24 protein-coding genes are annotated in these 23153 nt (G+C 72.0%); 20 read left to right on the top strand and 4 right to left on the bottom strand.

The features are described 5' to 3' along the window. Positions 1–126 precede the first annotated feature (126 nt). The 3 genes from ACWFR1_RS02190 (at position 127) to truA (ending at position 2733) form a co-directional block, all read left to right on the top strand. Positions 127–1149, top strand: coding sequence for a DNA-directed RNA polymerase subunit alpha (locus ACWFR1_RS02190; RefSeq protein WP_003966937.1), 1023 nt, complete (start codon positions 127–129; stop codon positions 1147–1149). 178 nt (positions 1150–1327) lie between these two features. Continuing rightward, positions 1328–1792: a 50S ribosomal protein L17 gene (rplQ, locus tag ACWFR1_RS02185; RefSeq protein WP_024755424.1), complete on the top strand. Its 465-nt coding sequence runs from the start codon at positions 1328–1330 to the stop codon at positions 1790–1792. An 83-nt stretch (positions 1793–1875) separates the two neighbouring features. Beyond that, the gene (gene truA, locus ACWFR1_RS02180; protein ID WP_453545521.1) at positions 1876–2733 is read left to right on the top strand and encodes a tRNA pseudouridine(38-40) synthase TruA; all 858 of its coding nucleotides are present in this window, start codon (positions 1876–1878) and stop codon (positions 2731–2733) included. On the opposite strand, the gene ACWFR1_RS02175 is transcribed toward truA, so the two are convergent. Then, positions 2704–3690: a hypothetical protein gene (locus tag ACWFR1_RS02175; protein WP_453545519.1), complete on the bottom strand. Its 987-nt coding sequence runs from the start codon at positions 3688–3690 to the stop codon at positions 2704–2706. The two genes, truA and ACWFR1_RS02175, sit on opposite strands and share 30 nt — an antisense overlap. 47 nt (positions 3691–3737) lie before the next feature. Here ACWFR1_RS02175 and ACWFR1_RS02170 point away from each other — a divergent pair, with 47 nt between their 5' ends. The 4 genes from ACWFR1_RS02170 (at position 3738) to glmM (ending at position 8165) form a co-directional block, all read left to right on the top strand. Next, positions 3738–5369, top strand: coding sequence for an ABC-F family ATP-binding cassette domain-containing protein (locus ACWFR1_RS02170; RefSeq protein ID WP_453545769.1), 1632 nt, complete (start codon positions 3738–3740; stop codon positions 5367–5369). Between the two features lie 313 nt (positions 5370–5682). After that, positions 5683–6126: a 50S ribosomal protein L13 gene (rplM, locus tag ACWFR1_RS02165; RefSeq protein WP_376412992.1), complete on the top strand. Its 444-nt coding sequence runs from the start codon at positions 5683–5685 to the stop codon at positions 6124–6126. A 44-nt stretch (positions 6127–6170) separates the two neighbouring features. Continuing rightward, positions 6171–6683, top strand: coding sequence for a 30S ribosomal protein S9 (gene rpsI, locus ACWFR1_RS02160; RefSeq protein ID WP_015035601.1), 513 nt, complete (start codon positions 6171–6173; stop codon positions 6681–6683). 123 nt (positions 6684–6806) lie between these two features. Next, positions 6807–8165, top strand: a complete 1359-nt coding sequence (glmM, locus tag ACWFR1_RS02155) for a phosphoglucosamine mutase (protein WP_453545516.1) — start codon at positions 6807–6809, stop codon at positions 8163–8165. A 93-nt stretch (positions 8166–8258) separates the two neighbouring features. Here glmM and ACWFR1_RS02150 read toward each other — a convergent pair whose 3' ends face one another. Both ACWFR1_RS02150 and coaA read right to left on the bottom strand, forming a co-directional pair. After that, positions 8259–9209 carry a DUF389 domain-containing protein gene (locus tag ACWFR1_RS02150; RefSeq protein ID WP_453545514.1) on the bottom strand — a complete coding sequence of 317 codons (951 nt, stop codon included), beginning with the start codon at positions 9207–9209 and terminating at the stop codon, positions 8259–8261. A gap of 18 nt (positions 9210–9227) precedes the next feature. Continuing rightward, on the bottom strand, positions 9228–10328 hold the full coding sequence (coaA, locus tag ACWFR1_RS02145; RefSeq protein WP_453545512.1) for a type I pantothenate kinase: 1101 nt from the start codon (positions 10326–10328) through the stop codon (positions 9228–9230). Positions 10329–10528: 200 nt separating this feature from the next. On the opposite strand from coaA, the gene ACWFR1_RS02140 reads away from it, so the two are divergent. The 9 genes from ACWFR1_RS02140 to ACWFR1_RS02100 all read left to right on the top strand — a co-directional run bounded on the left by ACWFR1_RS02140 (position 10529) and on the right by ACWFR1_RS02100 (position 19732). After that, complete coding sequence (locus ACWFR1_RS02140) at positions 10529–11317, top strand: hypothetical protein (protein WP_453545510.1); 789 nt, start codon at positions 10529–10531, stop codon at positions 11315–11317. A gap of 107 nt (positions 11318–11424) precedes the next feature. Then, positions 11425–13272 carry a glutamine--fructose-6-phosphate transaminase (isomerizing) gene (gene glmS, locus ACWFR1_RS02135; protein ID WP_453545508.1) on the top strand — a complete coding sequence of 616 codons (1848 nt, stop codon included), beginning with the start codon at positions 11425–11427 and terminating at the stop codon, positions 13270–13272. A 7-nt stretch (positions 13273–13279) separates the two neighbouring features. Further along, positions 13280–13648 (top strand): holo-ACP synthase, encoded by a 369-nt coding sequence (locus tag ACWFR1_RS02130; RefSeq protein ID WP_317598435.1) that lies wholly within the window; start codon positions 13280–13282, stop codon positions 13646–13648. Positions 13649–13882: 234 nt separating this feature from the next. Continuing rightward, positions 13883–15340, top strand: a complete 1458-nt coding sequence (locus ACWFR1_RS02125; protein ID WP_453545505.1) for an NAD(P)H-hydrate dehydratase — start codon at positions 13883–13885, stop codon at positions 15338–15340. A 196-nt stretch (positions 15341–15536) separates the two neighbouring features. Then, positions 15537–16403 (top strand): L,D-transpeptidase family protein, encoded by an 867-nt coding sequence (locus ACWFR1_RS02120; RefSeq protein ID WP_453545503.1) that lies wholly within the window; start codon positions 15537–15539, stop codon positions 16401–16403. 20 nt (positions 16404–16423) lie between these two features. Then, positions 16424–17572, top strand: coding sequence for an alanine racemase (gene alr / locus ACWFR1_RS02115; protein WP_453545501.1), 1149 nt, complete (start codon positions 16424–16426; stop codon positions 17570–17572). A gap of 10 nt (positions 17573–17582) precedes the next feature. Beyond that, complete coding sequence (locus ACWFR1_RS02110) at positions 17583–18866, top strand: alpha/beta fold hydrolase (RefSeq protein ID WP_453545498.1); 1284 nt, start codon at positions 17583–17585, stop codon at positions 18864–18866. A 10-nt stretch (positions 18867–18876) separates the two neighbouring features. Then, positions 18877–19377, top strand: a complete 501-nt coding sequence (tsaE, locus tag ACWFR1_RS02105; protein WP_453545496.1) for a tRNA (adenosine(37)-N6)-threonylcarbamoyltransferase complex ATPase subunit type 1 TsaE — start codon at positions 18877–18879, stop codon at positions 19375–19377. Positions 19378–19528: 151 nt separating this feature from the next. After that, entirely contained in the window at positions 19529–19732 is a 204-nt protein-coding gene (locus ACWFR1_RS02100) for a hypothetical protein (protein ID WP_453545494.1), read from the top strand. A 64-nt stretch (positions 19733–19796) separates the two neighbouring features. On the opposite strand, the gene ACWFR1_RS02095 is transcribed toward ACWFR1_RS02100, so the two are convergent. Next, positions 19797–20363 (bottom strand): hypothetical protein, encoded by a 567-nt coding sequence (locus ACWFR1_RS02095; protein ID WP_453545492.1) that lies wholly within the window; start codon positions 20361–20363, stop codon positions 19797–19799. A gap of 147 nt (positions 20364–20510) precedes the next feature. On the opposite strand from ACWFR1_RS02095, the gene tsaB reads away from it, so the two are divergent. The 4 genes from tsaB to ACWFR1_RS02075 all read left to right on the top strand — a co-directional run bounded on the left by tsaB (position 20511) and on the right by ACWFR1_RS02075 (position 23125). Next, positions 20511–21167 carry a tRNA (adenosine(37)-N6)-threonylcarbamoyltransferase complex dimerization subunit type 1 TsaB gene (tsaB, locus tag ACWFR1_RS02090; protein ID WP_453545490.1) on the top strand — a complete coding sequence of 219 codons (657 nt, stop codon included), beginning with the start codon at positions 20511–20513 and terminating at the stop codon, positions 21165–21167. Between the two features lie 83 nt (positions 21168–21250). After that, the gene (rimI, locus tag ACWFR1_RS02085; RefSeq protein ID WP_453545766.1) at positions 21251–21712 is read left to right on the top strand and encodes a ribosomal protein S18-alanine N-acetyltransferase; all 462 of its coding nucleotides are present in this window, start codon (positions 21251–21253) and stop codon (positions 21710–21712) included. Between the two features lie 31 nt (positions 21713–21743). Beyond that, positions 21744–22868, top strand: coding sequence for a tRNA (adenosine(37)-N6)-threonylcarbamoyltransferase complex transferase subunit TsaD (gene tsaD, locus ACWFR1_RS02080; protein ID WP_453545488.1), 1125 nt, complete (start codon positions 21744–21746; stop codon positions 22866–22868). Continuing rightward, positions 22865–23125 (top strand): hypothetical protein, encoded by a 261-nt coding sequence (locus tag ACWFR1_RS02075; protein ID WP_453545485.1) that lies wholly within the window; start codon positions 22865–22867, stop codon positions 23123–23125. The genes tsaD and ACWFR1_RS02075 overlap by 4 nt, the downstream gene beginning before the upstream one ends. Positions 23126–23153: the final 28 nt, after the last annotated feature.

Genomic DNA, 23153 nt, shown 5'->3' with positions numbered 1-23153 from the left:
CGCACGGCTGCTTGATCAGGACTTCGGGCGGTACGGCTCTTCGGACCGTGCCGCCCGTACCCTTGTAGGTGCTACATCCCGTCGGGCGTCAAATAGTGGGCGTCCACGACTGAAGGACACAAAGACATGCTGATCGCTCAGCGTCCGTCGCTGACCGAAGAGGTCGTCGACGAGTTCCGCTCCCGGTTCGTGATCGAGCCGCTGGAGCCGGGCTTCGGTTACACCCTCGGCAACTCCCTCCGCCGTACCCTCCTGTCGTCGATCCCGGGTGCCGCTGTCACCAGCATCCGCATCGACGGTGTCCTGCACGAGTTCACCACCGTGCCGGGCGTCAAGGAGGACGTCACCGACCTCATCCTGAACATCAAGCAGCTGGTCGTCTCCTCGGAGCACGACGAGCCCGTCGTGATGTACCTGCGCAAGCAGGGCCCGGGTCTGGTCACCGCCGCCGACATCGCGCCCCCGGCCGGTGTCGAGGTGCACAACCCCGACCTCGTCCTCGCCACGCTCAACGGCAAGGGCAAGCTGGAGATGGAGCTGACCGTCGAGCGCGGTCGCGGCTACGTCTCCGCCGTGCAGAACAAGCAGGTGGGCCAGGAGATCGGTCGTATTCCGGTCGACTCCATCTACTCGCCGGTGCTCAAGGTCACGTACAAGGTCGAGGCGACCCGTGTCGAGCAGCGCACCGACTTCGACAAGCTGATCGTCGACGTCGAGACCAAGCAGGCCATGCGCCCGCGTGACGCCATGGCGTCCGCCGGCAAGACCCTGGTCGAGCTGTTCGGTCTGGCGCGCGAGCTCAACATCGACGCCGAGGGCATCGACATGGGCCCGTCCCCGACGGACGCCGCCCTTGCCGCCGACCTGGCGCTGCCGATCGAGGAGCTCGAGCTCACCGTTCGTTCGTACAACTGCCTCAAGCGCGAGGGCATCCACTCCGTGGGTGAGCTCGTGGCGCGTTCCGAGGCGGACCTGCTCGACATCCGCAACTTCGGTGCGAAGTCGATCGACGAGGTCAAGGCGAAGCTGGCCGGTATGGGCCTCGCGCTGAAGGACTCGCCGCCCGGATTCGACCCGACCGCCGCGGCCGACGCCTTCGGCGCGGACGACGACGCGGATGCCGGTTTCGTCGAGACCGAGCAGTACTAAGAGCTCGGGGCCGCTGGTCGGTCCCTTGGTGCGGGTGGACTGTGGCTGGTCGCGCAGTTCCCCGCGCCCCTTCCGGGCGCCCCTTCGGGGGCTGCCCGGATCTCCGACGGGTATCCGCCCGCTCGGACACTGACATCGGTACCTCATACGGCCGGTGCAGAGCATTAGGAGAAACACCATGCCGCGTCCCGCGAAGGGTGCCCGCCTCGGCGGTTCCGCCGCTCACGAGCGTCTGCTGCTCGCCAACCTGGCGAAGTCCCTCTTCGAGCACGGCCGCATCACGACGACCGAGGCCAAGGCCCGTCGCCTGCGTCCCGTCGCCGAGCGCCTGATCTCCAAGGCGAAGAAGGGCGACATCCACAACCGTCGCCTGGTGCTGCAGACGATCACCGACAAGGGCATCGTCCACACCCTCTTCACCGAGATCGCCCCGCGTTACTCGGAGCGTCCGGGTGGTTACACCCGTATCACCAAGATCGGCAACCGTCGTGGCGACAACGCCCCGATGGCCGTGATCGAGCTGGTCGAGGGCGAGATCGCCAAGAAGGCGACCGTCGCCGAGGCCGAGGCCGCCACCGTGCGCGCCGTCAAGGAGGCCGACGCGGCCGCCGAGGCGCCGGCCGAGGAGTCGAAGGACGCGTAAGCGTTCCTCGCCGACTTTCCGTGTGCGGGCCCGTACCCCTCTGGGGTGCGGGCCCGTTCCCGTGTGTTTGAGAGGATTCTCGCGTGAGCGATGACGTGCAGGACGGGTTCGTACGAGTACGCCTTGACCTTTCGTACGAGGGCAGGGACTTCTCCGGCTGGGCCAAGCAGCCCCAGGGGCGGCGGACCGTGCAGGGGGACATCGAGGCCGCCCTGCGGACCGTGACCCGGTCCACGGAGACGTACGAGCTGACCGTCGCCGGCCGGACCGACGCCGGCGTGCACGCGCGCGGGCAGGTGGCCCACGTCGACCTGCCCGTCGAGCTGTGGGAGGAGCACCGGGACAAGCTGCTCAGGCGGCTCGCGGGGCGGCTCTCCCACGACGTACGGGTGTGGAAGGTGGAAGAGGCCCCCGCCGGCTTCAACGCCCGCTTCTCGGCGATCTGGCGCCGCTACGCCTACCGCGTCACCGACAACCCCGGGGGCGTCGACCCGCTCCTGCGCGGGCACGTCCTGTGGCACGACTGGGCCCTCGACATGGACGCCATGAACGAGGCGGCGACCGCGCTCATCGGTGAGCACGACTTCGCCGCGTTCTGCAAGAAGCGCGAGGGCGCCACGACCATCCGCACCCTGCAGGTGCTGCGCTGGGAGCGGCGGGCCGACGGCATCCTCGAAGCGACGGTGAAGGCGGACGCCTTCTGCCACAACATGGTCCGCTCGCTCGTCGGCGCCATGCTCTTCGTGGGCGACGGCCACCGGCCGGTCGACTGGCCCGGCAAGGTGCTCGCCGCCGGCGTGCGGGACTCGGCCGTCCATGTCGTACGGCCGCACGGCCTCACCCTCGAAGAGGTCGGCTACCCCGAGGACGCTCTCCTCGCCGCCCGCAGCAAGGAGGCCCGCAACAAGCGGTCACTCCCCGGGAGCGTTGGCTGCTGCTGAGGCCTGCGCCCGGCCACGGGCGTAGATCTGGTTGAAGACGAAGGTGCCGAGGTCGTCGCTGGCCTGGAAGACCGGCTTGTCGGCCGTGGTGACCTTCTTGCCGTTGGAGAAGCCCGCCTGTGTGAAGTAGGCGTAGCGGCCGGCGGAGTTCGAGCGGCGCAGACAGACCGTGCCGTGGCAGAACTCACGCACGCCCGCGCCCGCGAGGGGTGCGATGCCGCCGGTCGCCTGGGCCTTCGCCTTGAGGGCCGCCGCCTCGGAGGGGAAGACGGCCACGCCGACCGTGATCGCCACGCCGTCCTTCACGTAGGTGGCGCGCAGGATCTTCTGGCAGCCGTTCTTCTTGAGGACGGTGCCGAGCCCGCCCTGGGTGACGGCCGCGCAGTTCGTGGTGACGGCGGTCGCGCCCTTCTGGTACGCGCGGCCGTTCATGGACATCTTCTTGCCCGGGAAGAGGCCGTCCGCGGTGAGCGGGGCCTTGTCCTTCTTCGGGTCCGAGATGTAGTCCTTCGGGTTCGGCGGGGGCGGCGGCGCCACCGAGGAGAAGGTCGGCTCGGGCGTGGGGGAGCCGGTGGGGGAGACCGTGCCGGTGGGAACCCCGCCGTTCTTCGCCTCGCCGTTGGTCTTGTTGGTGCTCACGACGGCGGTCGCGACGATCGCGCCCACGGCGAGGGTCGCCAGCGCCCCGCCGCCGATCATCAGCCACTTCTTGCGGCGGCTGCGGCTCGCGGAGGCGTCGGCGAGGGCGCCCCAGTCAGGGGTGGGTCCGCCGCCCTGCGCCCCCGGGAAGGGGTTCGGCTGCTGCTGTCCCTGGCCCGGCTGCCCGCCGTACGGCTGCTGCCCGCCGTAGCCGGGCTGCTGTCCGCCGTAGCCGGGCTGCTGCCCGTACCCCGGCTGTCCCTGTCCCTGCCCCTGCTGCTGCGGCTCCTGCGGCCACTGCGGTCCCCCAAAGCTCATGCCGCGCATCCTAAACCGGTTGGGGGAAGGGGACGCGTGCGGTGACAATGCACCTCATGGGACATGTCGAGGCCGCACATCTTGAGTACTACCTTCCGGACGGGCGGGTCCTCCTCGGAGATGCCTCCTTCCGCGTCGGGGAGGGCGCGGTCGTCGCCCTCGTCGGGGCCAACGGCGCCGGCAAGACGACCCTCCTCCGGCTGATCTCCGGGGAGCTCCAGCCGCACGGCGGCTCCGTCACCGTCAGCGGTGGTCTCGGCGTGATGCCGCAGTTCGTCGGCTCCGTACGGGACGAGTCGACCGTCCGCGACCTGCTGGTGTCCGTGGCGCAGCCGCGGATCCGGGAGGCCGCGAAGGCGGTCGACAAGGCCGAGCACCTGATCATGACGGTCGACGACGAGGCCGCGCAGATGGCGTACGCGCAGGCCCTCAGCGACTGGGCCGAGGTGCAGGGCTACGAGGCCGAGACCCTCTGGGACATCTGCACCATGGCGGCCCTCGGCGTCCCGTACGACAAGGCGCAGTTCCGGGAGGTGCGGACGCTCTCCGGCGGCGAGCAGAAGCGGCTGGTCCTGGAGTACCTGCTGCGCGGCCCCGACGAGGTGCTGCTCCTCGACGAGCCGGACAACTACCTCGACGTGCCCGGCAAGCGGTGGCTGGAGGAGCGGCTGCGGGAGACCCGTAAGACCGTGCTCTTCATCTCCCACGACCGCGAGCTGCTCTCCCGGGGCGCCCAGAAGATCGTCGCGGTCGAGCCCGGCCCGGCCGGCTCGGACGTGTGGGTGCACGGCGGTGGCTTCGACACCTTCCACGAGGCGCGGCGCGAGCGGTTCGCCCGCTTCGAGGAGCTGAAGCGACGCTGGGACGAGAAGCACGCCCAGCTGAAGAAGCTCGTGCTCAACCTGCGGCAGGCGGCGTCGGTCAGCCACGACATGGCCTCGCGGTACGCGGCGGCGCAGACCCGGCTGCGGAAGTTCGAGGAGGCGGGGCCGCCGCCGGAGCCGCCGCGCGAGCAGGACATCCGGATGCGGCTGCGCGGCGGCCGTACCGGTGTCAGGGCTGTGACCTGCGAGAACCTTGAGCTGACCGGGCTGATGAAGCCCTTCTCGCTGGAGATCTTCTACGGGGAGCGGGTCGGCGTCCTCGGCTCGAACGGCTCGGGCAAGTCGCACTTCCTGCGGCTCCTCGCGGGGGACCCGTCCGTCGCTCACACGGGTGACTGGAAGCTGGGCGCGCGGGTCGTGCCCGGGCACTTCGCGCAGACCCACGCGCACCCGGAGCTGACCGGGCGGCCGCTCGTCGACATCCTGTGGACGGAGCACGCCAAGGACCGGGGCGGGGCGATGTCGATGCTGCGGCGGTACGAGCTGGAGCGCCAGGGCGACCAGCCCTTCGACAAGCTCTCCGGCGGCCAGCAGGCCCGCTTCCAGATCCTCCTCCTGGAGCTGGCGGGGACCACGGCGCTGCTCCTCGACGAGCCGACGGACAACCTGGACCTGGAGTCGGCGGAGGCCCTGCAGGACGGGCTCGAGCAGTACGACGGGACCGTCATGGCGGTGACCCACGACCGGTGGTTCGCGAAGAGCTTCGACCGGTTCCTGGTCTTCGGCTCGGACGGGATCGTGCGGGAGACGACCGAGCCGGTGTGGGACGAGCGGCGGGTCGAGCGGGCGCGGTGACCTCGGGCGGTCGGCGGGTCGCTTCGGTGCCGGTGACCTCGGGCGGTCGGCGCGTCGCCTCGGTGCCGGTGACCTCGGGCGGTCGGAGGGTCCGCGTCGGTGCGTTTTGACCCGTCCGGGGTGGCGCGGGTACTGTTGCGGTTTGTTATGCGTAGGGGCTACGTCGTTCTCACACGACGGACCCTTACGTAGGTTCCCTGGAGCAGTTACCAGTGGCTCGCATACGGGCGGTGTCCCGGCAGTGCAGGCCCCAGCTGCATGATCGCTTCAGGTGTGTCTGGACTCCATCCACTGAAGAAGCGAAGGCTACGAAGTGCGTACGTACAGCCCCAAGCCCGGCGATGTCACTCGCCAGTGGCACATCATCGACGCGCAGGACATCGTCCTGGGCCGTCTGGCGACCACGGCTGCGAACCTCCTGCGAGGCAAGCACAAGCCGATCTACGCCCCCCACATGGACATGGGCGACTTCGTCATCATCATCAACGCTGACAAGGTCCACCTGTCCGGCAACAAGAAGACCCAGAAGCTGGCCTACCGCCACTCCGGCTTCCCGGGTGGTCTCCGCTCCGTCCGTTACGACGAGCTGCTGGAGAAGAACCCCGAGAAGGCCGTCGAGAAGGCCATCAAGGGCATGATCCCCAAGAACACCCTGGGCCGTCAGATGCTCTCGAAGCTGAAGGTCTACGCGGGCCCGAACCACCCGCACGCTGCGCAGCAGCCGGTTGCGTTCGAGATCACCCAGGTCGCGCAGTAGTTCCGGCCACACCCCCTAAGAACGAAAGAAATCTGAGGAGCATCGTGGCCGAGACCACCCCCGAGACCCCCGTCGACGAGTTCGAGGGCGTTGAGGAGTACACCACCGAGACCGAGCTCGTCGAGGGTGAGTACACCTCCGAGTCGCTCGCGTCCCGCTTCGGCGACCCGCAGCCGGCCGCCGGCCTGGGCCGTCGCAAGAACGCCATCGCCCGCGTCCGGATCGTTCCGGGCACCGGCAAGTGGAAGATCAACGGTCGCACCCTTGAGGACTACTTCCCCAACAAGGTGCACCAGCAGGAAGTCAACGAGCCCTTCAAGGTGCTCGAGCTCGACAACCGCTACGACGTCATCGCCCGCATCGCGGGTGGCGGTGTCTCCGGCCAGGCCGGCGCCCTGCGCCTCGGTGTGGCCCGTGCGCTGAACGAGGCGGACGTCGAGAACAACCGCCCGGCGCTGAAGAAGGCCGGCTTCCTCTCCCGCGACGACCGTGCGGTCGAGCGCAAGAAGGCCGGTCTCAAGAAGGCCCGTAAGGCCCCGCAGTACAGCAAGCGTTAATCACGCCTGCTCGGACTGTTCTCGTACGCCCCGGCGGCACTGCCCGTGCCGTCGGGGCGTACGTTTTTTCATAACCTTTTTCTTCTTTCATCAGCTTGGGCACGTATTTCTCGGAGGACAGCTGTGGGACGACTCTTCGGCACGGACGGCGTACGCGGTGTGGCCAACGCGGACCTGACGGCGGAGCTCGCGCTCGGTCTGTCGGTCGCGGCGGCGCACGTGCTCGCCGAGGCGGGCACCTTCGAGGGCCATCGGCCGACCGCGGTGGTCGGGCGTGACCCCCGCGCGTCCGGGGAGTTCCTCGAAGCCGCCGTCGTCGCGGGTCTCGCCAGCGCCGGTGTCGACGTGCTGCGCGTCGGCGTCCTCCCCACCCCCGCCGTGGCCCACCTCACCGGCGTCCTCGGCGCCGACCTCGGCGTGATGCTCTCCGCCAGCCACAACGCGATGCCCGACAACGGCATCAAGTTCTTCGCCCGCGGCGGCCACAAGCTCGCCGACGACCTCGAGGACCGCATCGAGTCCGTGTACGAGGAGCACCGCACCGGCGCTCCCTGGGCGCGCCCGACCGGTGCCGGCGTCGGCCGGGTCCGCGACTACGACGCGGGCTTCGAGACGTACGTCTCCCACCTCCTCTCGGTCGTCCCCAACCGCCTCGACGGTCTCAAGGTCGTCCTCGACGAGGCCCACGGCGCCGCCGCCCGCGTCTCGCCCGAGGCCTTCACCCGGGCCGGCGCCCAGGTCGTCACCATCGGCGCCGAGCCGGACGGCCTCAACATCAACGACGGCTGCGGCTCCACGCACCTGGGGCTGCTCCGCGCCGCCGTCGTCGAGCACGGCGCCGACCTCGGCATCGCGCACGACGGCGACGCCGACCGCTGCCTCGCCGTGGACGCCGCCGGCAACGAGGTCGACGGCGACCAGATCCTCGCCGTGCTCGCCCTCGCCATGCGTGAGGCCGGGACGCTGCGCGGCGACACCGTCGTCGCGACCGTCATGTCCAACCTGGGCTTCAAGCTCGCCATGGAGCGCGAGGGCCTGAACCTCGTCCAGACCGCGGTCGGCGACCGCTACGTCCTGGAGTCCATGAAGGAGAACGGCTACGCACTCGGCGGCGAGCAGTCCGGGCACGTCATCGTGCTCGACCACGCCACCACCGGCGACGGCACCCTCACCGGCCTGATGCTCGCCGCCCGGATCGCCGCCACCGGCAAGTCCCTCGCCGAGCTCGCCGGCGTGATGGAGCGGCTGCCGCAGATCCTCATCAACGTCCCGGACGTCGACAAGTCCCGCGTGAAGACCTCCGGCGACCTCGCCGCCGCGGTCACCGCCGCCGAGTCGGAACTCGGTGCCACCGGCCGCGTCCTGCTTCGCCCCTCCGGCACCGAGCCGCTGGTCCGCGTCATGGTCGAGGCCGCCGACATCGAGCAGGCCCGCGCGGTCGCGCAGCGCCTCGCGGACGTCGTGAAGTCGGCGCTGGGCTAGGCTTTCTGAGGCATCGTCATGCAGATGGGTGAGGACCCGCCGCACCGGACTCCGGTACGGCGGGTCCTTCTCGTACGAGGGGACTTTCCGGGGTCAGCCCCTGCGTAGGCGGCGCTTGAGGCGGCCGCGCTGCGTCTGCCACAGCCTCTTCTGCACGTACAGGGTCGCCGTACCCGCGAGCATGATCCCCAGCAGGTTGAGCAGCAGCTGCCCGATCGACCCACCCATCTGCCCGAGCTCGCCGTAGCTGAGCGCCACCGCCGCGTTCGCCGCCGCCGGGACCGTGGTCACCGAGATCGCCACTCCCACCAGGGCGCCCGACTTGGACGAGGTCAGCGACAGGGTGCCGGCCGCGCCCGCCAGGAGTGCCACCACGAAGGAGAACGGGTCCGGCTGCCAGATGAAGCTGGTCTGTGGACGCTCCGCGTCCAGCAGGTCCTTGCTGAACAGGCCCAGCCAGTCCATGAGCAGGCTGAACACGGTCGTCACCAGGATCGCCGAAGCGAAGCCGATGAGCAGCGCGATCAGCGAACGGGCCGCCAGCCTCGGCGCCCGCTGCACGATCGCCGTGCACACCCCGGCGAGCGGGCCGAACTCCGGGCCGACCGCCATGGCGCCCACGATCAGGATCGCGTTGTCCAGGATGACACCGCAGGCCGCGAGCATCGTCGCGAGGCACATGAAGGAGAAATAGGTGAAGGAGAGCGTCGACTCCTCGTGGCTCGACTCCGCCAGCTGCTCCCAGATCACGGCGTCCGCGCCCTCGCCCGGCGCCTCCTCCTCGGCCGCGTCCGCCCGCCTGGACATCGACAGGTCGATGTGTTCCACGGCGATCGACCCGTCCTGATCGATCTTCAGGTCGCGGAGCCGGTGCAGCAGTTCGTCCGCGGCCTCACGCGCCGTGTCACAGGCGACCAGGTCGCCGACAGGGTTCCTGGCCGCGCCGGGCAGCACCACGAGATGCGTGGCGCCGACCGTCGACTCGATCAGTTCGACCGCGGACGCGGTGCGGTCAGGTGGAACGATCATCCGAAGGTGCAGCATGCGGAGAGCTTACGGAGGTCACAGCTTGCGGAGGCTCAGGCGCTGCACCTTGTGGTCGGGGCCCTTGCGGACGACGAGGGTCGCCCGGCCGCGGGTGGGGGCGACGTTCTCCAGGAGGTTGACCTTGTTGATCGTCCGCCACATCGTGCGGGCGTAGTCGAGGGCCTCCTCCTCGGAGACCTGCGTGTACCGCTGGAAGTACGAGGAGGGATTCTGGAACGCGGTGTCGCGCAGCTTGCGGAAGCGGTTGAGGTACCAGCGCTCGATGTCCTCCGGCCGCGCGTCCACGTACACCGAGAAGTCGAAGTAGTCGGCGAGACCGACCCTCGTACGGCCGTCCTTGCCGGGCAGGGCCGGCTGGAGGACGTTCAGCCCCTCCACGATGAGGATGTCGGGGCGGCGGACGACGAGCCGCTCGCCGGGCACGCGGTCGTAGATCAGGTGCGAGTAGACCGGGGCCGTGACCTCCTCCTTGCCCGCCTTGATGTCCGCCACGAACCGGGTCAGCGCCCGGCGGTCGTACGACTCCGGGAAACCCTTGCGGGCCATCAGGCCGCGCGCCTTCAGCTCCTCCATCGGATAGAGGAAGGCGTCCGTCGTCACCAGCTCCACGCGCGGGTGCTCCGGCCAGCGGGCGAGGAGGGCCTGGAGGAGGCGGGAGACCGTCGACTTGCCGACGGCGACCGAACCGGCGACCCCTATGACGAAGGGGGTGCCGCGCTGCTCCGCGCTCTCGCCCAGGAAGGTGTTGAGGGCGCCGCGGAGGCCGCTGGTGGCCTGCACGTAAAGGTTGAGCAGCCGGGAGAGCGGGAGGTAGACGTCCCGGACCTCGTCGAGGTCGATGACGTCCCCGAGGCCGCGGAGCCGCTCGACCTCGTCGGCGGTGAGGGGGAGCGGCGTCTTGTCGCGGAGGTCGCTCCACTCGGCCCGGGTGAGGTCGACGTAGGGGGTCGCCTCGGAGGGACGGCGGTTGCCGGTGCCGTTCCGGGGGCTGCCGGTGCCGTTCCGGGCGGTGCCGGTCCCGTTTCCGGGGGTGCCGGTGCCGTTCCCTGGGCTGCCGGTCCCGGCGCCGTCGCGGGGACCTTCTCCGTTGGCGCTTCGTGGCGGCGAAGTGATCACCCCGCCATTGTCGGGGGTCGGGGGCGTCTGTGGGTCGTGGGGTCGGTCACGCGACAAAAGTCGTTGTCCGGGCGCGGCCGCGGGGGCGATCATTCTCGGGTGCCGCGTGTCCTCTGGATCTCACGCGGGGGGAGCCGCCCGTCGGGCGGCACGATGAGACCACGAAGAGAAACAGAGAGCCACCACAGATGCGTACGACCATGAGAAGCGCTGCCGTCACCGCCACCGCCGTCTCCCTCGCCCTGCTCGTCACCGCCTGCGGTGGCGGGGAGAAGAGCGACGGCGACCAGGGCAAGGACGGGGGGAAGGGCGCCGCTCCGAGCACCTCCGCCCCGAGCACCTCCGCTCCGAGCGCCTCCGCCACGAGCAGCGCACCCGACGCCAAGGCGCTGACCGCCGCCGAGCTCGAGAAGCTCATCGTCGAGCAGGCCGACCTGCCGGGCCACCAGGTGCAGAAGACCAAGGCCGGAGAGATCCCCGCGGCCTCCGCGATCTCCACCGACAAGCCGTCCTGCAAGCCGTTCGCCGAGGCCATGTCCTACCTCGCCCCCGGGAAGCCGGCCGTCTCCGCGCACCGCAAGGCCATCGAAATGCCGAAGACCGAGGGGAAGACGGCATCTCCGGAGGACGCCCTGGGGGCGCTGGCGGCACCGGTGACGGGCGTGGCCCTCGGCTCGTACGAGGGGCAGGGCGCGCAGGAGGCCTTCGCCTCGCTGAAGACGGCCGGCACCGACTGCGCGGGCGGCTTCACGCTGATCGGCGGCGGCGAGCGGACGAAGATCACCCAGGTCGCGCCGGAGACGGTGGCGGGTGAGGCGGCGCTGGCCTGGACGGTCACCACCGACGTGGAGGGCAAGCCCTGGGTCACCAAGCTGGTCGTCTTCCGTCACGGCAACACCCTGGCCTCGCTCTCCACGATCAGCTTCGGCGGCACGGTCAAGGCCCTGCCGAAGGCCATCATCGACGCGCAGGCCGCGAAGCTCGGCTGACGCCACCCTTCGCCGGCGCACGGGTTCGCAGGCGGGGTTCGGTCGGCTGCCGACGCGCGGTCGCCGAACTCCGGCCTTCCGGCCGCCTTCCGTCCTACGCTTCCGACATGTGCGGAATCGTGGGATACGCCGGCGGGCAGTCGGCGCTTGATGTGGTGGTCGCGGGCCTGAAGCGGCTCGAATACCGGGGCTACGACTCGGCCGGTGTCGCGGTGCTCTCCGACGGGGGAATCGCCGCGGCGAAGAAGGCGGGCAAGCTCGTCAACCTGGAGAAGGAGCTCGTGGACCGGCCGCTGGCCGGCGGCTCCGTGGGCATCGGGCACACCCGGTGGGCCACCCACGGCGGGCCGACCGACGTCAACGCGCACCCCCACCTGGACAACGCCGGGCGCGTCGCCGTCGTCCACAACGGCATCATCGAGAACTTCGCCGACCTGCGCGCCGAGCTCGCCGAGCGCGGCCACGACCTGGTCTCCGAGACCGACACCGAGGTCGTCGCCCACCTCGTCGCCGAGGAGTTCTCCTCCGCCGGCGACCTGGCGGAGGCCATGCGGCTCGTCTGCCGCCGCCTCGACGGGGCCTTCACCCTGGTCGCCGTCCACGCCGACCAGCCCGACGTCGTCGTCGGCGCCCGCCGGAACTCCCCGCTCGTCGTCGGCGTCGGCGAGGGCGAGAACTTCCTCGCCTCCGACGTGTCCGCCTTCATCGCCCACACCCGCTCGGCGATCGAACTCGGCCAGGACCAGGTCGTCGAGCTCACCCGGGACACCGTCACCATCACCGACTTCGACGGCGCCCCCGCCGACGTACGGGCCTTCCACGTCGACTGGGACGCCTCCGCCGCCGAGAAGGGCGGCTACGACTACTTCATGCTCAAGGAGATCGCCGAGCAGCCCAAGGCCGTCGCCGACACCCTCCTCGGGCGGATCGACGGGGCCGGCCGGCTCACCCTCGACGAGGTCCGCATCCCCGCCGCCGTGCTCCGCGAGGCCGACAAGGTCGTCATCATCGCCTGCGGCACCGCCTTCCACGCCGGTCTCATCGCCAAGTACGCCATCGAGCACTGGACCCGCATCCCCTGTGAGGTCGAGCTCGCCAGCGAGTTCCGCTACCGGGACCCGATCCTCGGCCAGAAGACCCTGGTGATCGCGATCTCCCAGTCCGGCGAGACCATGGACACCCTCATGGCGCTCCGGCACGCCCGCGAGCAGGGCGCGAAGGTCCTCGCCGTCTGCAACACGAACGGTTCGACGATCCCCAGGGAATCGGACGCCGTCCTCTACACGCACGCCGGGCCCGAGGTCGCCGTGGCCTCGACCAAGGCCTTCCTGACGCAGCTCGTCGCCTGTTATCTGCTCGCGCTCTACCTCGGGCAGGTGCGCGGCACCAAGTGGGGCGACGAGATCCACGCCGTCGTCCGCGAGCTCGCCCGCATCGGCGACGAGGTCGAGCGGGTCCTGGAGACCATGGAGCCCGTCCGGGCCCTCGCCCGCTCCCTCGCCCACAAGAACACCGTCCTCTTCCTCGGCCGGCACGTCGGCTACCCGGTGGCCCTGGAGGGCGCGCTGAAGCTCAAGGAGCTCGCGTACATGCACGCCGAGGGCTTCGCCGCCGGAGAGCTCAAGCACGGCCCGATCGCGCTCATCGAGGAGGACCTGCCGGTCGTCGTCGTGGTGCCCTCGCCCAAGGGCCGCTCCGTCCTCCACGACAAGATCGTCTCCAACATCCAGGAGATCCGGGCGCGCGGTGCGCGGACCATCGTGATCGCCGAGGAGGGCGACGAGGCCGTCGTCCCGTACGCCGACCACCTCATCCGGATCCCGGCGACGCCTACGCTGCTCCAGCCGCTGGTCTCCACGGTGCCGCTCCAGGTCTTCGCCTGCGAGCTCGCCACCGCGCGGGGCAACGAGGTCGACCAGCCGCGCAACCTGGCCAAGTCCGTGACCGTGGAGTGAGTGGGAAATGATCATTGGGGTGGGGATCGACGTGGCGGAGATCGACCGCTTCGGCGCGTCGATCGAGCGCACACCGGGGCTGCTCCAGCGCCTCTTCGTCGAGCGGGAGCTGCTGCTCCCCAGCGGCGAACGGCGCGGGGTGGCCTCGCTCGCGGTGCGGTTCGCCGCGAAGGAGGCGCTGGCGAAGGCGCTCGGCGCGCCGGGCGGACTGCACTGGACGGACGCCGAGGTGTACGTCGAGGGGACCGGGCAGCCACGGCTCCGCGTGCGCGGGACGGTGGCGGCGCGGGCGGCGGAGCTGGGCGTGAAGCACTGGCACGTCTCGCTGAGCCATGACGCGGGGGTGGCCTCGGCGGTGGTGATCGCGGAGGGGTGAGGGTCGTACGTCGACAGGGGCCCGGCCGTCTTCACGGCCGGGCCCCTGTCGTGTGCGCGCGGCCGCCAGGGCCGGCGTCGGCGTCGGGTGGTGTGCGCCGCGCGCGTCTAGGGTCACCGATTCGGCGGCCTGGTCGCCGACGTACAGCCGTCCCTACGCCGGGTCGGCGGCGAGGTGGGTGACGCTGACGTCGACCGCGGGCAGGGGCTTGAAGGCTGCGGCAGACTGCTGGACATGCGTACCGCTCACCGTGTCGAGACCGTCCGGGCCGCCGAGGCCGCACTCCAGGCCCACCTCCCGGAAGGCGCCCTCATGCAGCGGGCCGCCGCCGGACTCGCCGCCGCCTGCTGCGGGTTGCTGCCGCGGGTGTACGGGGCGCGGATCGTGCTCCTCGTCGGCAGCGGCGACAACGGCGGCGACGCCCTGCACGCCGGTGCCCGGCTCGCCCGGCGCGGCGCGGGCGTCACGGCCGTACTGCTCGGGGAGCGGGCCCACGAGGGCGGGCTCGCGGCGTTCCGGACGGCGGGCGGGCGGATCGCCGACGACCCCTTCGGGGCCCTCGCCGTCGCCGACCTCGTCCTCGACGGCATCACCGGCATCGGCGGGCGGGGCGGGCTCCGGCCCGACGCCGTCCCCGTCGCGCGGGCCGCGCGCGGCTCCGACGCCGTCGTCGTCGCCGTCGACCTGCCGAGCGGCGTCGACGCCGACACGGGGGAGGTGACGGGCGAGGCGCTGCGGGCCGACGCGACGGTGACCTTCGGGACGTACAAGCCGGGGCTGCTCGTCGACCCCGCGCGGGAGTACGCCGGGGCGCTGCGGCTCGTCGACATCGGCCTCGGGCCCTTCCTCCCCGGGGTGCCCGAGGCGGAGGCCCTCCAGCACGCGGACGTCGCGCGGCTGCTGCCCGTGCCGGGCGCCGAGAGCGACAAGTACCGCCGCGGCGTCCTCGGCGTCGTCGCCGGCTCCGCCCGCTACCCCGGAGCGGCGGTCCTCGCGGTGGCGGGGGCGCTGCGGGGCGGGGCGGGGGCCGTGCGGTACGTCGGACCCGCCGGGGACGCGGTGCTCGCGCGGCACCCGGAGACGCTGGTGCACTCCGGGCAGCCGGAGAAGGCCGGGCGGGTGCAGGCCTGGGTCGTCGGGCCCGGGCTCGGCGAAGGGCCCGGTTCCGCCGTCGCGGTCGCCGAGGTCCTCGCCTCCGACGTGCCGGTCCTCGTCGACGCCGACGGCCTGCGGGGCCTCGACCCGGCCGTCGTACGCGCCCGTCGCCCGGCCCCGACCCTGCTCACCCCGCACGCGGGGGAGGCGGCGGCGCTGCTGGGCGTCGCCCGGGAGGAGGTCGAGGCCGGGCGGCTCGCGGCGGTACGGGAGCTGGCGGCGCGCTTCGGGGCGACGGTGCTGCTCAAGGGGTCGACGACGCTGGTGTGCGGCCCGGAGGGCGGGCCGGTACGGGTCAACCCGACGGGGACGCCGTGGCTGGCGACGGCGGGCAGCGGCGACGTCCTGTCGGGGCTCGCGGGCTCGCTGCTGGCGGCGGGACTCCCGGTGATGGACGCGGCGTCGGCCGCGGCGTACCTGCACGGGCTGGCGGCACGGCGGGCGTCCACCGGGCGGGGCGGCGGTCCGGCGGGGCCGGTGACGGCGAGCGAGGTGGCGGAGTCCCTGCGGGGGGCGTGGGGGGACGTGGGGGCGTAGGCGGTGGGGTGGGAGGGGGGTCGCGGGGCTGTGCCCCGGACCACGCTCGGGGCTGTGCCCCGGACCCCCCTCGGGGCTCCGCCCCCGCCCTCCGGCCATCCCCTCCGCCACCCCCCACTCGGCCGAACCCGTTGCCCCACCCGTGCGATCCGGCGCGCTGCGAGCGCGGGGCGGGGATTGGGTGGGTCGGGTGATCATGTCGAGAAGTCGTACCGCCCCGCTGTTGTTCGTCCTCGCCGCCGTGCTCGCCCTCGGGCCCACCGCTGCCCTCGCCGACACGCCCGAGCCCTCCGGGCCTTCCGCGGCCGCCGAGCCGCTCGTGCCCGGGGTTCCCGGTGCCGGGCGGGCCGAGTATCCGATGGACACGCCCGATCAGGTGCTGCCTCCGCTGCAGCCCCAGGGCGAGGTGCCCGTGCCCGAGCCCGAGGAGGGGGTCGACGAGCTGGTCGAGTATCTGCCGCGGAGTGTCGTCGGGGCCGCCTGCACCGCCACCACCGGGACCTATCAGCGGCAGGTCGAGCGGCTGTTGAAGCTGACGGTCGACGGGAGGCAGTCGGCCGCCGACTGCAGGGCCATCAAGGCCTTTCAGGTGAAGGAGAAGATCAAGCCCGCCAACGGGTACGCCGGGCCCGTCACCTGGGCCCGGGCCGAGCTGCTCGCCGCGCGGAAGAACCTCGACCCGGGGCGGCGCTGCCCCGTGAAGAAGTACGCCGTGGCCTGCGTCGATCTCGACCGGCAGCTCATGTGGGTCCGTAAGGACAAGAAGGTGACCTACGGGGTGGTGAACATCAGGAGCGGGCGGGTCGGGTACGCGACCCGGACCGGCTGGCACACCGTCTACTGGCGCCACAAGGACCACTGGTCGTCCATCTACGACACCCCCATGCCGTACTCCCAGTTCTTCAGCGGCGGCCAGGCCTTCCACGGCGTCTACGGGCCGATCGCCACGCCCACCGGCAGCCGCGGCTGCGTCAATCTCAGCTACGGCAACGCCGGGAGACTCTGGGACGTCCTGCGCAAGGGTGACCGGGTCTACATCTGGGGAAAGCGGCCCGGTAGCTGACACCTGAGAGACTGGGCGCGATGACTGAGACACCTCCGCCCCGCAGGGCCCGCGCCGAGATCGACCTCGGCGCGCTGCGTGCGAACGTCCGCACGCTGCGCGCCCGCGTCGCCCCCCACGTCCGGATCATGGCCGTGGTCAAGGCCGACGCGTACGGACACGGCGCCGTACGCTGTGCCCGCGCCGCCCTCGACGCGGGCGCGGACTGGCTCGGTACGGCCACCCCGCACGAGGCGCTCGCCCTGCGCGCCGCCGGGATCACCGACGTTCCCGTCATGTGCTGGCTCTGGACCCCCGGCGACCCCTGGGACCAGGGCATCGAGGCCGGTCTCGACATGTCCGTGAGCGGGATGTGGGCTCTGGAGGAGGTCGTCGAGGCCGCCAGGGCGACCGGGAAGCTCGCCCGCGTGCAGCTCAAGGCCGACACCGGGCTCGGGCGCAACGGCTGCCAGCCCGCCGACTGGCCCGAGCTCGTCGGGGCGGCGCTGAAGGCCGAGGCCGAGGGGCTCGTGAAGGTGACCGGCCTCTGGTCGCACCTCGCCTGCGCCGACGAGCCCCACCATCCCTCCATCGCCGCGCAGCTCGACGTCTTCCGGTCGATGCTCGCCCACGCGGAGGAGGCGGGCGTCGAGCCCGAGGTCCGGCACATCGCGAACTCGCCGGCCACCCTCACCCTGCCCGAGGCCCACTTCGACCTGGTCCGGCCCGGCATCGCGGTGTACGGCGTCTCGCCGAGCCCCGAGCTCGGCACCTCCGCCGAGCTGGGGCTCCGGCCCGTCATGTCGCTGAAGGCGAGCGTCGCGCTCGTCAAGCACGTGCCCGCCGGGCACGGGGTCAGTTACGGGCATCACTACGTCACGGGTGACGAGACCACCCTCGGGCTCGTGCCCCTCGGGTACGCCGACGGCGTCCCCCGGCACGCCTCGGGCCGCGGCCGCGTCCTCGTCGGCGACACCGTCCGGACGGTCGCCGGGCGCGTCGCCATGGACCAGTTCGTCGTCGACCTCGGCGGGGACACCCCCGAGCCCGGCGCCGAGGCCGTGCTCTTCGGCCCCGGCGACCGGGGCGAGCCGACCGCCGAGGACTGGGCGGTGGCCGCCGACACCATCGCGTACGAGATCGTGACCCGGATCGGCGCGCGCGTCCCGCGCGTGTACCTGGGCGAGTAGGGGGGTCGGGGTGGGCGAGTCCAGCGGCACCAGTAACTGGCGGCGGGCCGGGTTCGCCGGGGCCGCGATAGGCGTCCTCGCCGCGGGCGCGGCCGCCGGAGTCGCCGTCGAGCGGCTCACGGTCGGCCGCTCCGTACGGCAGAAGGCCCGGCTCGCCCTGGACTCCACCGGGCCGTACGGCAGCCTGCGCGGCACCTCGGGCCGGGCGCTCGCCGACGACTCGACCGTCCTGTATTACGAGGTCGACGACATCGACGACATCGACGACATCGACGAGGCCGATGAGGTCGGCCTCGTCGTCGGTGAGGCCGGCGAGCTCGACGCCAGGGGTGACGCCCGCCCGGGGCCGCCGGGCACGTCCGTCGGGCGCCGTCGCCGGCGGCGGCTCTTCGGCCGCAAGGAACCCGCCCCCGTCACCGTCGTCTTCAGCCACGGCTACTGCCTCAACCAGGACTCCTGGCACTTCCAGCGGGCCGCGCTCCGCGGTCTCGTCCGCACCGTCCACTGGGACCAGCGCAGCCACGGCCGCTCCGGCCACGGCGTCGCCCAGTCCGGGCCTGACGGGGTGCCCGTCTCCATCGACCAGCTGGGCCGCGACCTCAAGGCCGTCCTCGACGTCGCCGCGCCCGAGGGCCCGCTCGTCCTGGTCGGGCACTCGATGGGCGGCATGACGGTGATGGCGCTCGCCGAGCAGTACCCGGAGTTCTTCCGCGAGCGGGTCGTGGGCGTCGCCTTCGTCGGCACCTCCGCCGGAAACCTCGCCGAGGTGTCGTACGGGCTGCCGCTCGCCGGCGTCAACGCCGTCCGACGGGTCCTGCCTGGCGTGCTCCGGGCCCTCGGCTCGCAGGCGGAGCTGGTCGAGCGCGGGCGCCGTGCGACGGCGGACCTCTTCGCCGGGCTCATCAAGAAGTACTCGTTCGCGTCGAAGGACGTGGACCCGGCGGTCGCCCGCTTCGCGGAGCGGATGATCGAGTCGACCCCGATCGACGTGGTGGCGGAGTTCTACCCGGCCTTCGCCGAGCACGACAAGGCCACCGCCGTCGCCGCCTTCGCGGAGCTGGAGCTGCCGGTGCTCGCGCTCGCCGGGGACAACGACCTCGTGACCCCCAGCTCGCACACCGAGGCCATCGCCGATCTCCTCCCGGACGCGGAGCTGGTCATCGTCCCCGACGCGGGCCACCTCGTGATGCTGGAGCGCCCCGAGGCCGTCACCGACCGGCTGGCCGACCTGCTCGTGCGGGCCGGCGCGGTCCCCGGGCCCGCGACGGTGAGGACGGACGCCCGCAGGAGTTAGGTTGGGCGGCATGGAAGCAGCGCACCCGCCCGTCTCCGGCGCCACCCTCGACATCGACTCCCCCGAGCAGATGGGGGACCTCGGTCGCCGGCTCGCGAAACTCCTCCGCCCCGGCGACCTCGTCATGCTCACCGGCGAGCTCGGTGCCGGGAAGACCACCCTGACCCGTGGCCTCGGCGAGGGCCTCGGTGTGCGCGGTGCCGTCACCTCCCCGACCTTCGTCATCGCCCGTGTCCACCCGTCCCTGGTCGGCGGTCCGGCCCTCGTCCACGTCGACGCGTACCGCCTCGGCGGCGGTCTCGACGAGATGGAGGACCTCGACCTGGACGTCTCGCTGCCCGAGTCCGTGGTGGTCGTGGAGTGGGGTGACGGCAAGGTCGAGGAGTTGACCGACGACCGGCTGCACGTCCTCATCCACCGCGTGACCGGCGACACCGACGACGACCGGCGCACGGTCGTCCTGCGCGGGATCGGTTCGCGCTGGGCCGACGAGGACCTCGATCTCGGCTGAGGGCGAGCCGGCACCTCCCAGGGCGCCGTCGTGTTCGTCTGATCGTAGGAGCTTCCGACAACGTGTCGGGAAGATATTGCGTGGGCCGTACGTGCCGTGGTGACATGGATGCACGAGCTGGTTAGGTGTACCTAACCTACGGGAGGCATGCATGGCCACGCCACAGCGCGCGGAAGCCGGAAACGGCCGGGACCACGTCTCGATGGGCGAGCTCCTGGCGTCCTGCGCCGCGGCGCGTGCCGTGTCCACGCCGCCGCGCCGCACCGGGCCCGAGCAGGGCGAGGGCGGGAACGAGCGCGAAGACGGGCGCGAAGACGACGGCAGACTCGTCGTGTGGCGGGACGAAGCCGCTTAGGAGGCGTCGTCCCTCCTCGAATCAGGGCAGGACAGCCTGTATATGTGTGCGGGAGCGGGCGCGGTCAGTTGACGACGACGACCTTCGCGCCGATCGACGCGAACATCCACAGCGCGTCCCCGTCCGCCCGCTTCATGCGGATGCCGCCCGTCTTCTTCGACGGGTCCGGCTTCGGCGTCGAGCCGTCCACCGCCGCGCTGAAGCCGATCGCCACGTCCTGGGCGGTCGCGAACCGCACCACGTGCTCGATCTGCACCCCGTCCGAGCCGCGCACCGAGCCCGAGCGCGAGGTCACCGAGTAGGCGCCCGGCGGCGGGTTCACCGTGCTCGGCATCACCGTGAACGTGCGGGTGGCCTTGCCCTTGCCGTCCACCAGCCACACCCGTCGGTCGGCGAGTGCGTACACGACCCGCTCACCCGTGCCCGAGCCCGCCGGGACCGTCAGCGGGTTCTTCACCGGCTGCTTCGGGCCGCCGCTCGCCGACGCGGAGGGGACGGCCGTGCCCGGCTTCGTCGGCTTCGCCGACAGATCGGTGGGGACGTTCGCCGAGGCCTGGTACGCGAGGACGCCGACCGCGACGACGGCCGCCGCGGTGAGCCCGGCCACGAATCCCGAGCTGCTCCTTGCCACCGTGCCCACCTCTCGTACGAACGTATCGAAGGGTGACGGTAGCAGCCGGTGCCCCCGGGGGCGGGGCGCCGTGCCCGGCGGCGGTCCGGGGGTGGCCCGGGTGCCTCGCCGGGGCGCCGCCCGTCCCGGGAGCCGTAGGCTGTTCGCGTGCTGTTGCTCGCCATGGATACCGCCACCCCCGCCGTCACCGTCGCCCTGCACGACGGCGAGGCCGTCGTCGCCTCGTCGAGCCAGGTCGACGCCCGCCGTCACGGGGAGCTGCTGCTGCCCGCCGTCGACCGGGTCCTCAAGGAGGCCGGGCTCGCGCTCGACGCCGTCACCGGGATCGTCGTCGGCGTCGGCCCCGGTCCGTACACCGGTCTGCGCGTCGGTCTCGTCACCGCCGCGTCCTTCTCCTCCGTGCTCGGCGTCCCCGTGCACGGCCTGTGCACCCTCGACGGCCTCGCGTACGCCTCCGGGATCGACGGGCCCTTCGCCGTCGCGACGGACGCGCGCCGCAAGGAGGTCTACTGGGCGCGCTACGAGGACTCCCGCACCCGCGTGACCGACGCGGCCGTCGACCGACCCGCCGAGATCGCCGAACGCCTCGCCGGTCTGCCCGTCGTCGGCTCGGGCGCCCGCCTCTACCCCGATGCCTTCCCCGACGCCCGTGACCCCGAGCACCAGTCGGCGGCCGCGCTCGCCGCGCTCGCCGCCGAGAAGCTGGCGGCCGGCGGCGAGGGGTTCCTGGACCCGCTGCCGATGTACCTGCGGCGCCCCGACGCGCAGGTGCCCAAGAACTACAAGGTGGTCACCCCCAAGTGACCGGCGGAGACACGACCGGCGGACACCTGGCCGGCGGAGACGTGGCCGGCGGAGACGTGACCGGTGGGGTCGAGCTGCGCGAGATGCGCTGGTGGGACATCGCCCCGGTGCTGGCCCTGGAGGACGAGCTGTTCCCCGAGGACGCCTGGTCGGCGGGGATGTTCTGGTCGGAGCTCGCGCACGCGCGCGGCCCCCGGGCCACCCGCCGCTACCTCGTCGCGGAGGACGCGGCGGGGCGGCTCGTCGGATACGCCGGGCTCGCCGCGGCCGGCGGACTCGGCGACGTCCAGACGATCGCCGTCGCCCGCGACCAGTGGGGTACGGGCCTCGGCGCCCGGCTCCTCACCGACCTGCTCCACCACGCCACCGCCTTCGAATGCGACGAGGTCCTCCTCGAAGTGCGCGTGGACAACACCCGGGCCCAGAAGCTCTACGAGCGCTTCGGCTTCGAGCCCATCGGCTTCCGGCGCGGCTACTACCAGCCCGGCAACGTGGACGCGCTCGTGATGCGACTGACCGTCCAAGGAACCGGGACCGAGATCTGATGTCCGTAACGACCCATGGCTGGAATGACTGATGGCTGCTGACGAACCCCTCGTACTCGGCATCGAGACCTCCTGTGACGAGACCGGCGTCGGCATCGTCCACGGCACGACCCTCCTCGCCGACGCCGTCGCCTCCAGCGTCGACACCCACGCCCGCTTCGGCGGCGTCGTGCCCGAGATCGCGTCCCGCGCCCACCTGGAGGCGATGGTCCCGACGATCGAGCGCGCCCTGAAGACGGCCGGGGTCTCCGCGAAGGACCTCGACGGCATCGCCGTCACGGCCGGGCCGGGCCTCGCGGGCGCGCTGCTCGTCGGCGTCTCGGCCGCCAAGGCGTACGCCTACGCCCTCGGCAAGCCGCTCTACGGCGTCAACCACCTCGCCTCGCACATCTGCGTCGACCAGCTGGAGCACGGCAAGCTGCCCGAGCCGACGATGGCCCTGCTGGTCTCCGGCGGTCACTCGTCCCTGCTGCTCTCCTCCGACATCACCTCCGACGTGCGGCCCATGGGCGCCACCATCGACGACGCTGCCGGCGAGGCCTTCGACAAGATCGCCCGCGTCCTCGACCTCGGCTTCCCCGGCGGACCGGTCATCGACCGGCTCGCCCGGGAGGGCGACCCGAAGGCGATCGCCTTCCCGCGCGGACTGAGCGGCTCCCGTGACCCCGCGTACGACTTCTCCTTCTCCGGCCTCAAGACCGCCGTGGCCCGCTGGATCGAGGCGAAGCGCGCGGCCGGCGAGGACGTGCCCGTACGGGACGTGGCCGCGTCCTTCCAGGAGGCCGTCGTGGACGTGCTCACCCGCAAGGCCGTCCGGGCCTGCAAGGACGAGGGCGTCGACCACCTGATGATCGGCGGCGGCGTCGCCGCCAACTCGCGGCTGCGGGCGCTCGCCCAGGAGCGCTGCGAGCGGGCCGGCATCCGGCTGCGCGTACCGCGCCCGGGGCTGTGCACGGACAACGGCGCGATGGTCGCCGCGCTCGGCTCCGAGATGGTCGCCCGCAACCGGCCGGCCTCGGACCTGGAGCTGTCGGCTGACTCGTCGCTGCCGGTGACGGATCCGCATGTGCCCGGTGCGGCCCACGCCCACGATCACGGTCACGCCCACGACCACGATCACGTGCACGAGGTCAGCAAGGAGAACCTGTACCCGTGAAGCTCACGCTCATGTGGGAGGCGCGGGCCGCCCAGGGCCGCGGCGCCGAGCTCCTGGAATGGGCCAGGGCCCAGGTCCTGGCCCACGAGCCCCTGCGCCGGGAGATCTTCCGCGCCCCGCAGGACCGGGTCCTCGTCCTCACGTGGTGGGAGGCGGAGACCTTCGACGCCGAACTGCCCGAACTGCCCGAGCCGGAGGCGGAGCTCATCACCCGTCCGGTCCATCGCTGGCGCTTCGAGGCGGTTTCCTCCGACTGATCCGGCCTCCGGGGGCAACCCCGGGGCC

Source organism: Streptomyces sp. NPDC055103 (assembly GCF_053607625.1).
The sequence above is the reverse complement of the archived record's forward strand: the minus strand, read 5'-3'. Positions and strand labels throughout refer to the sequence as shown.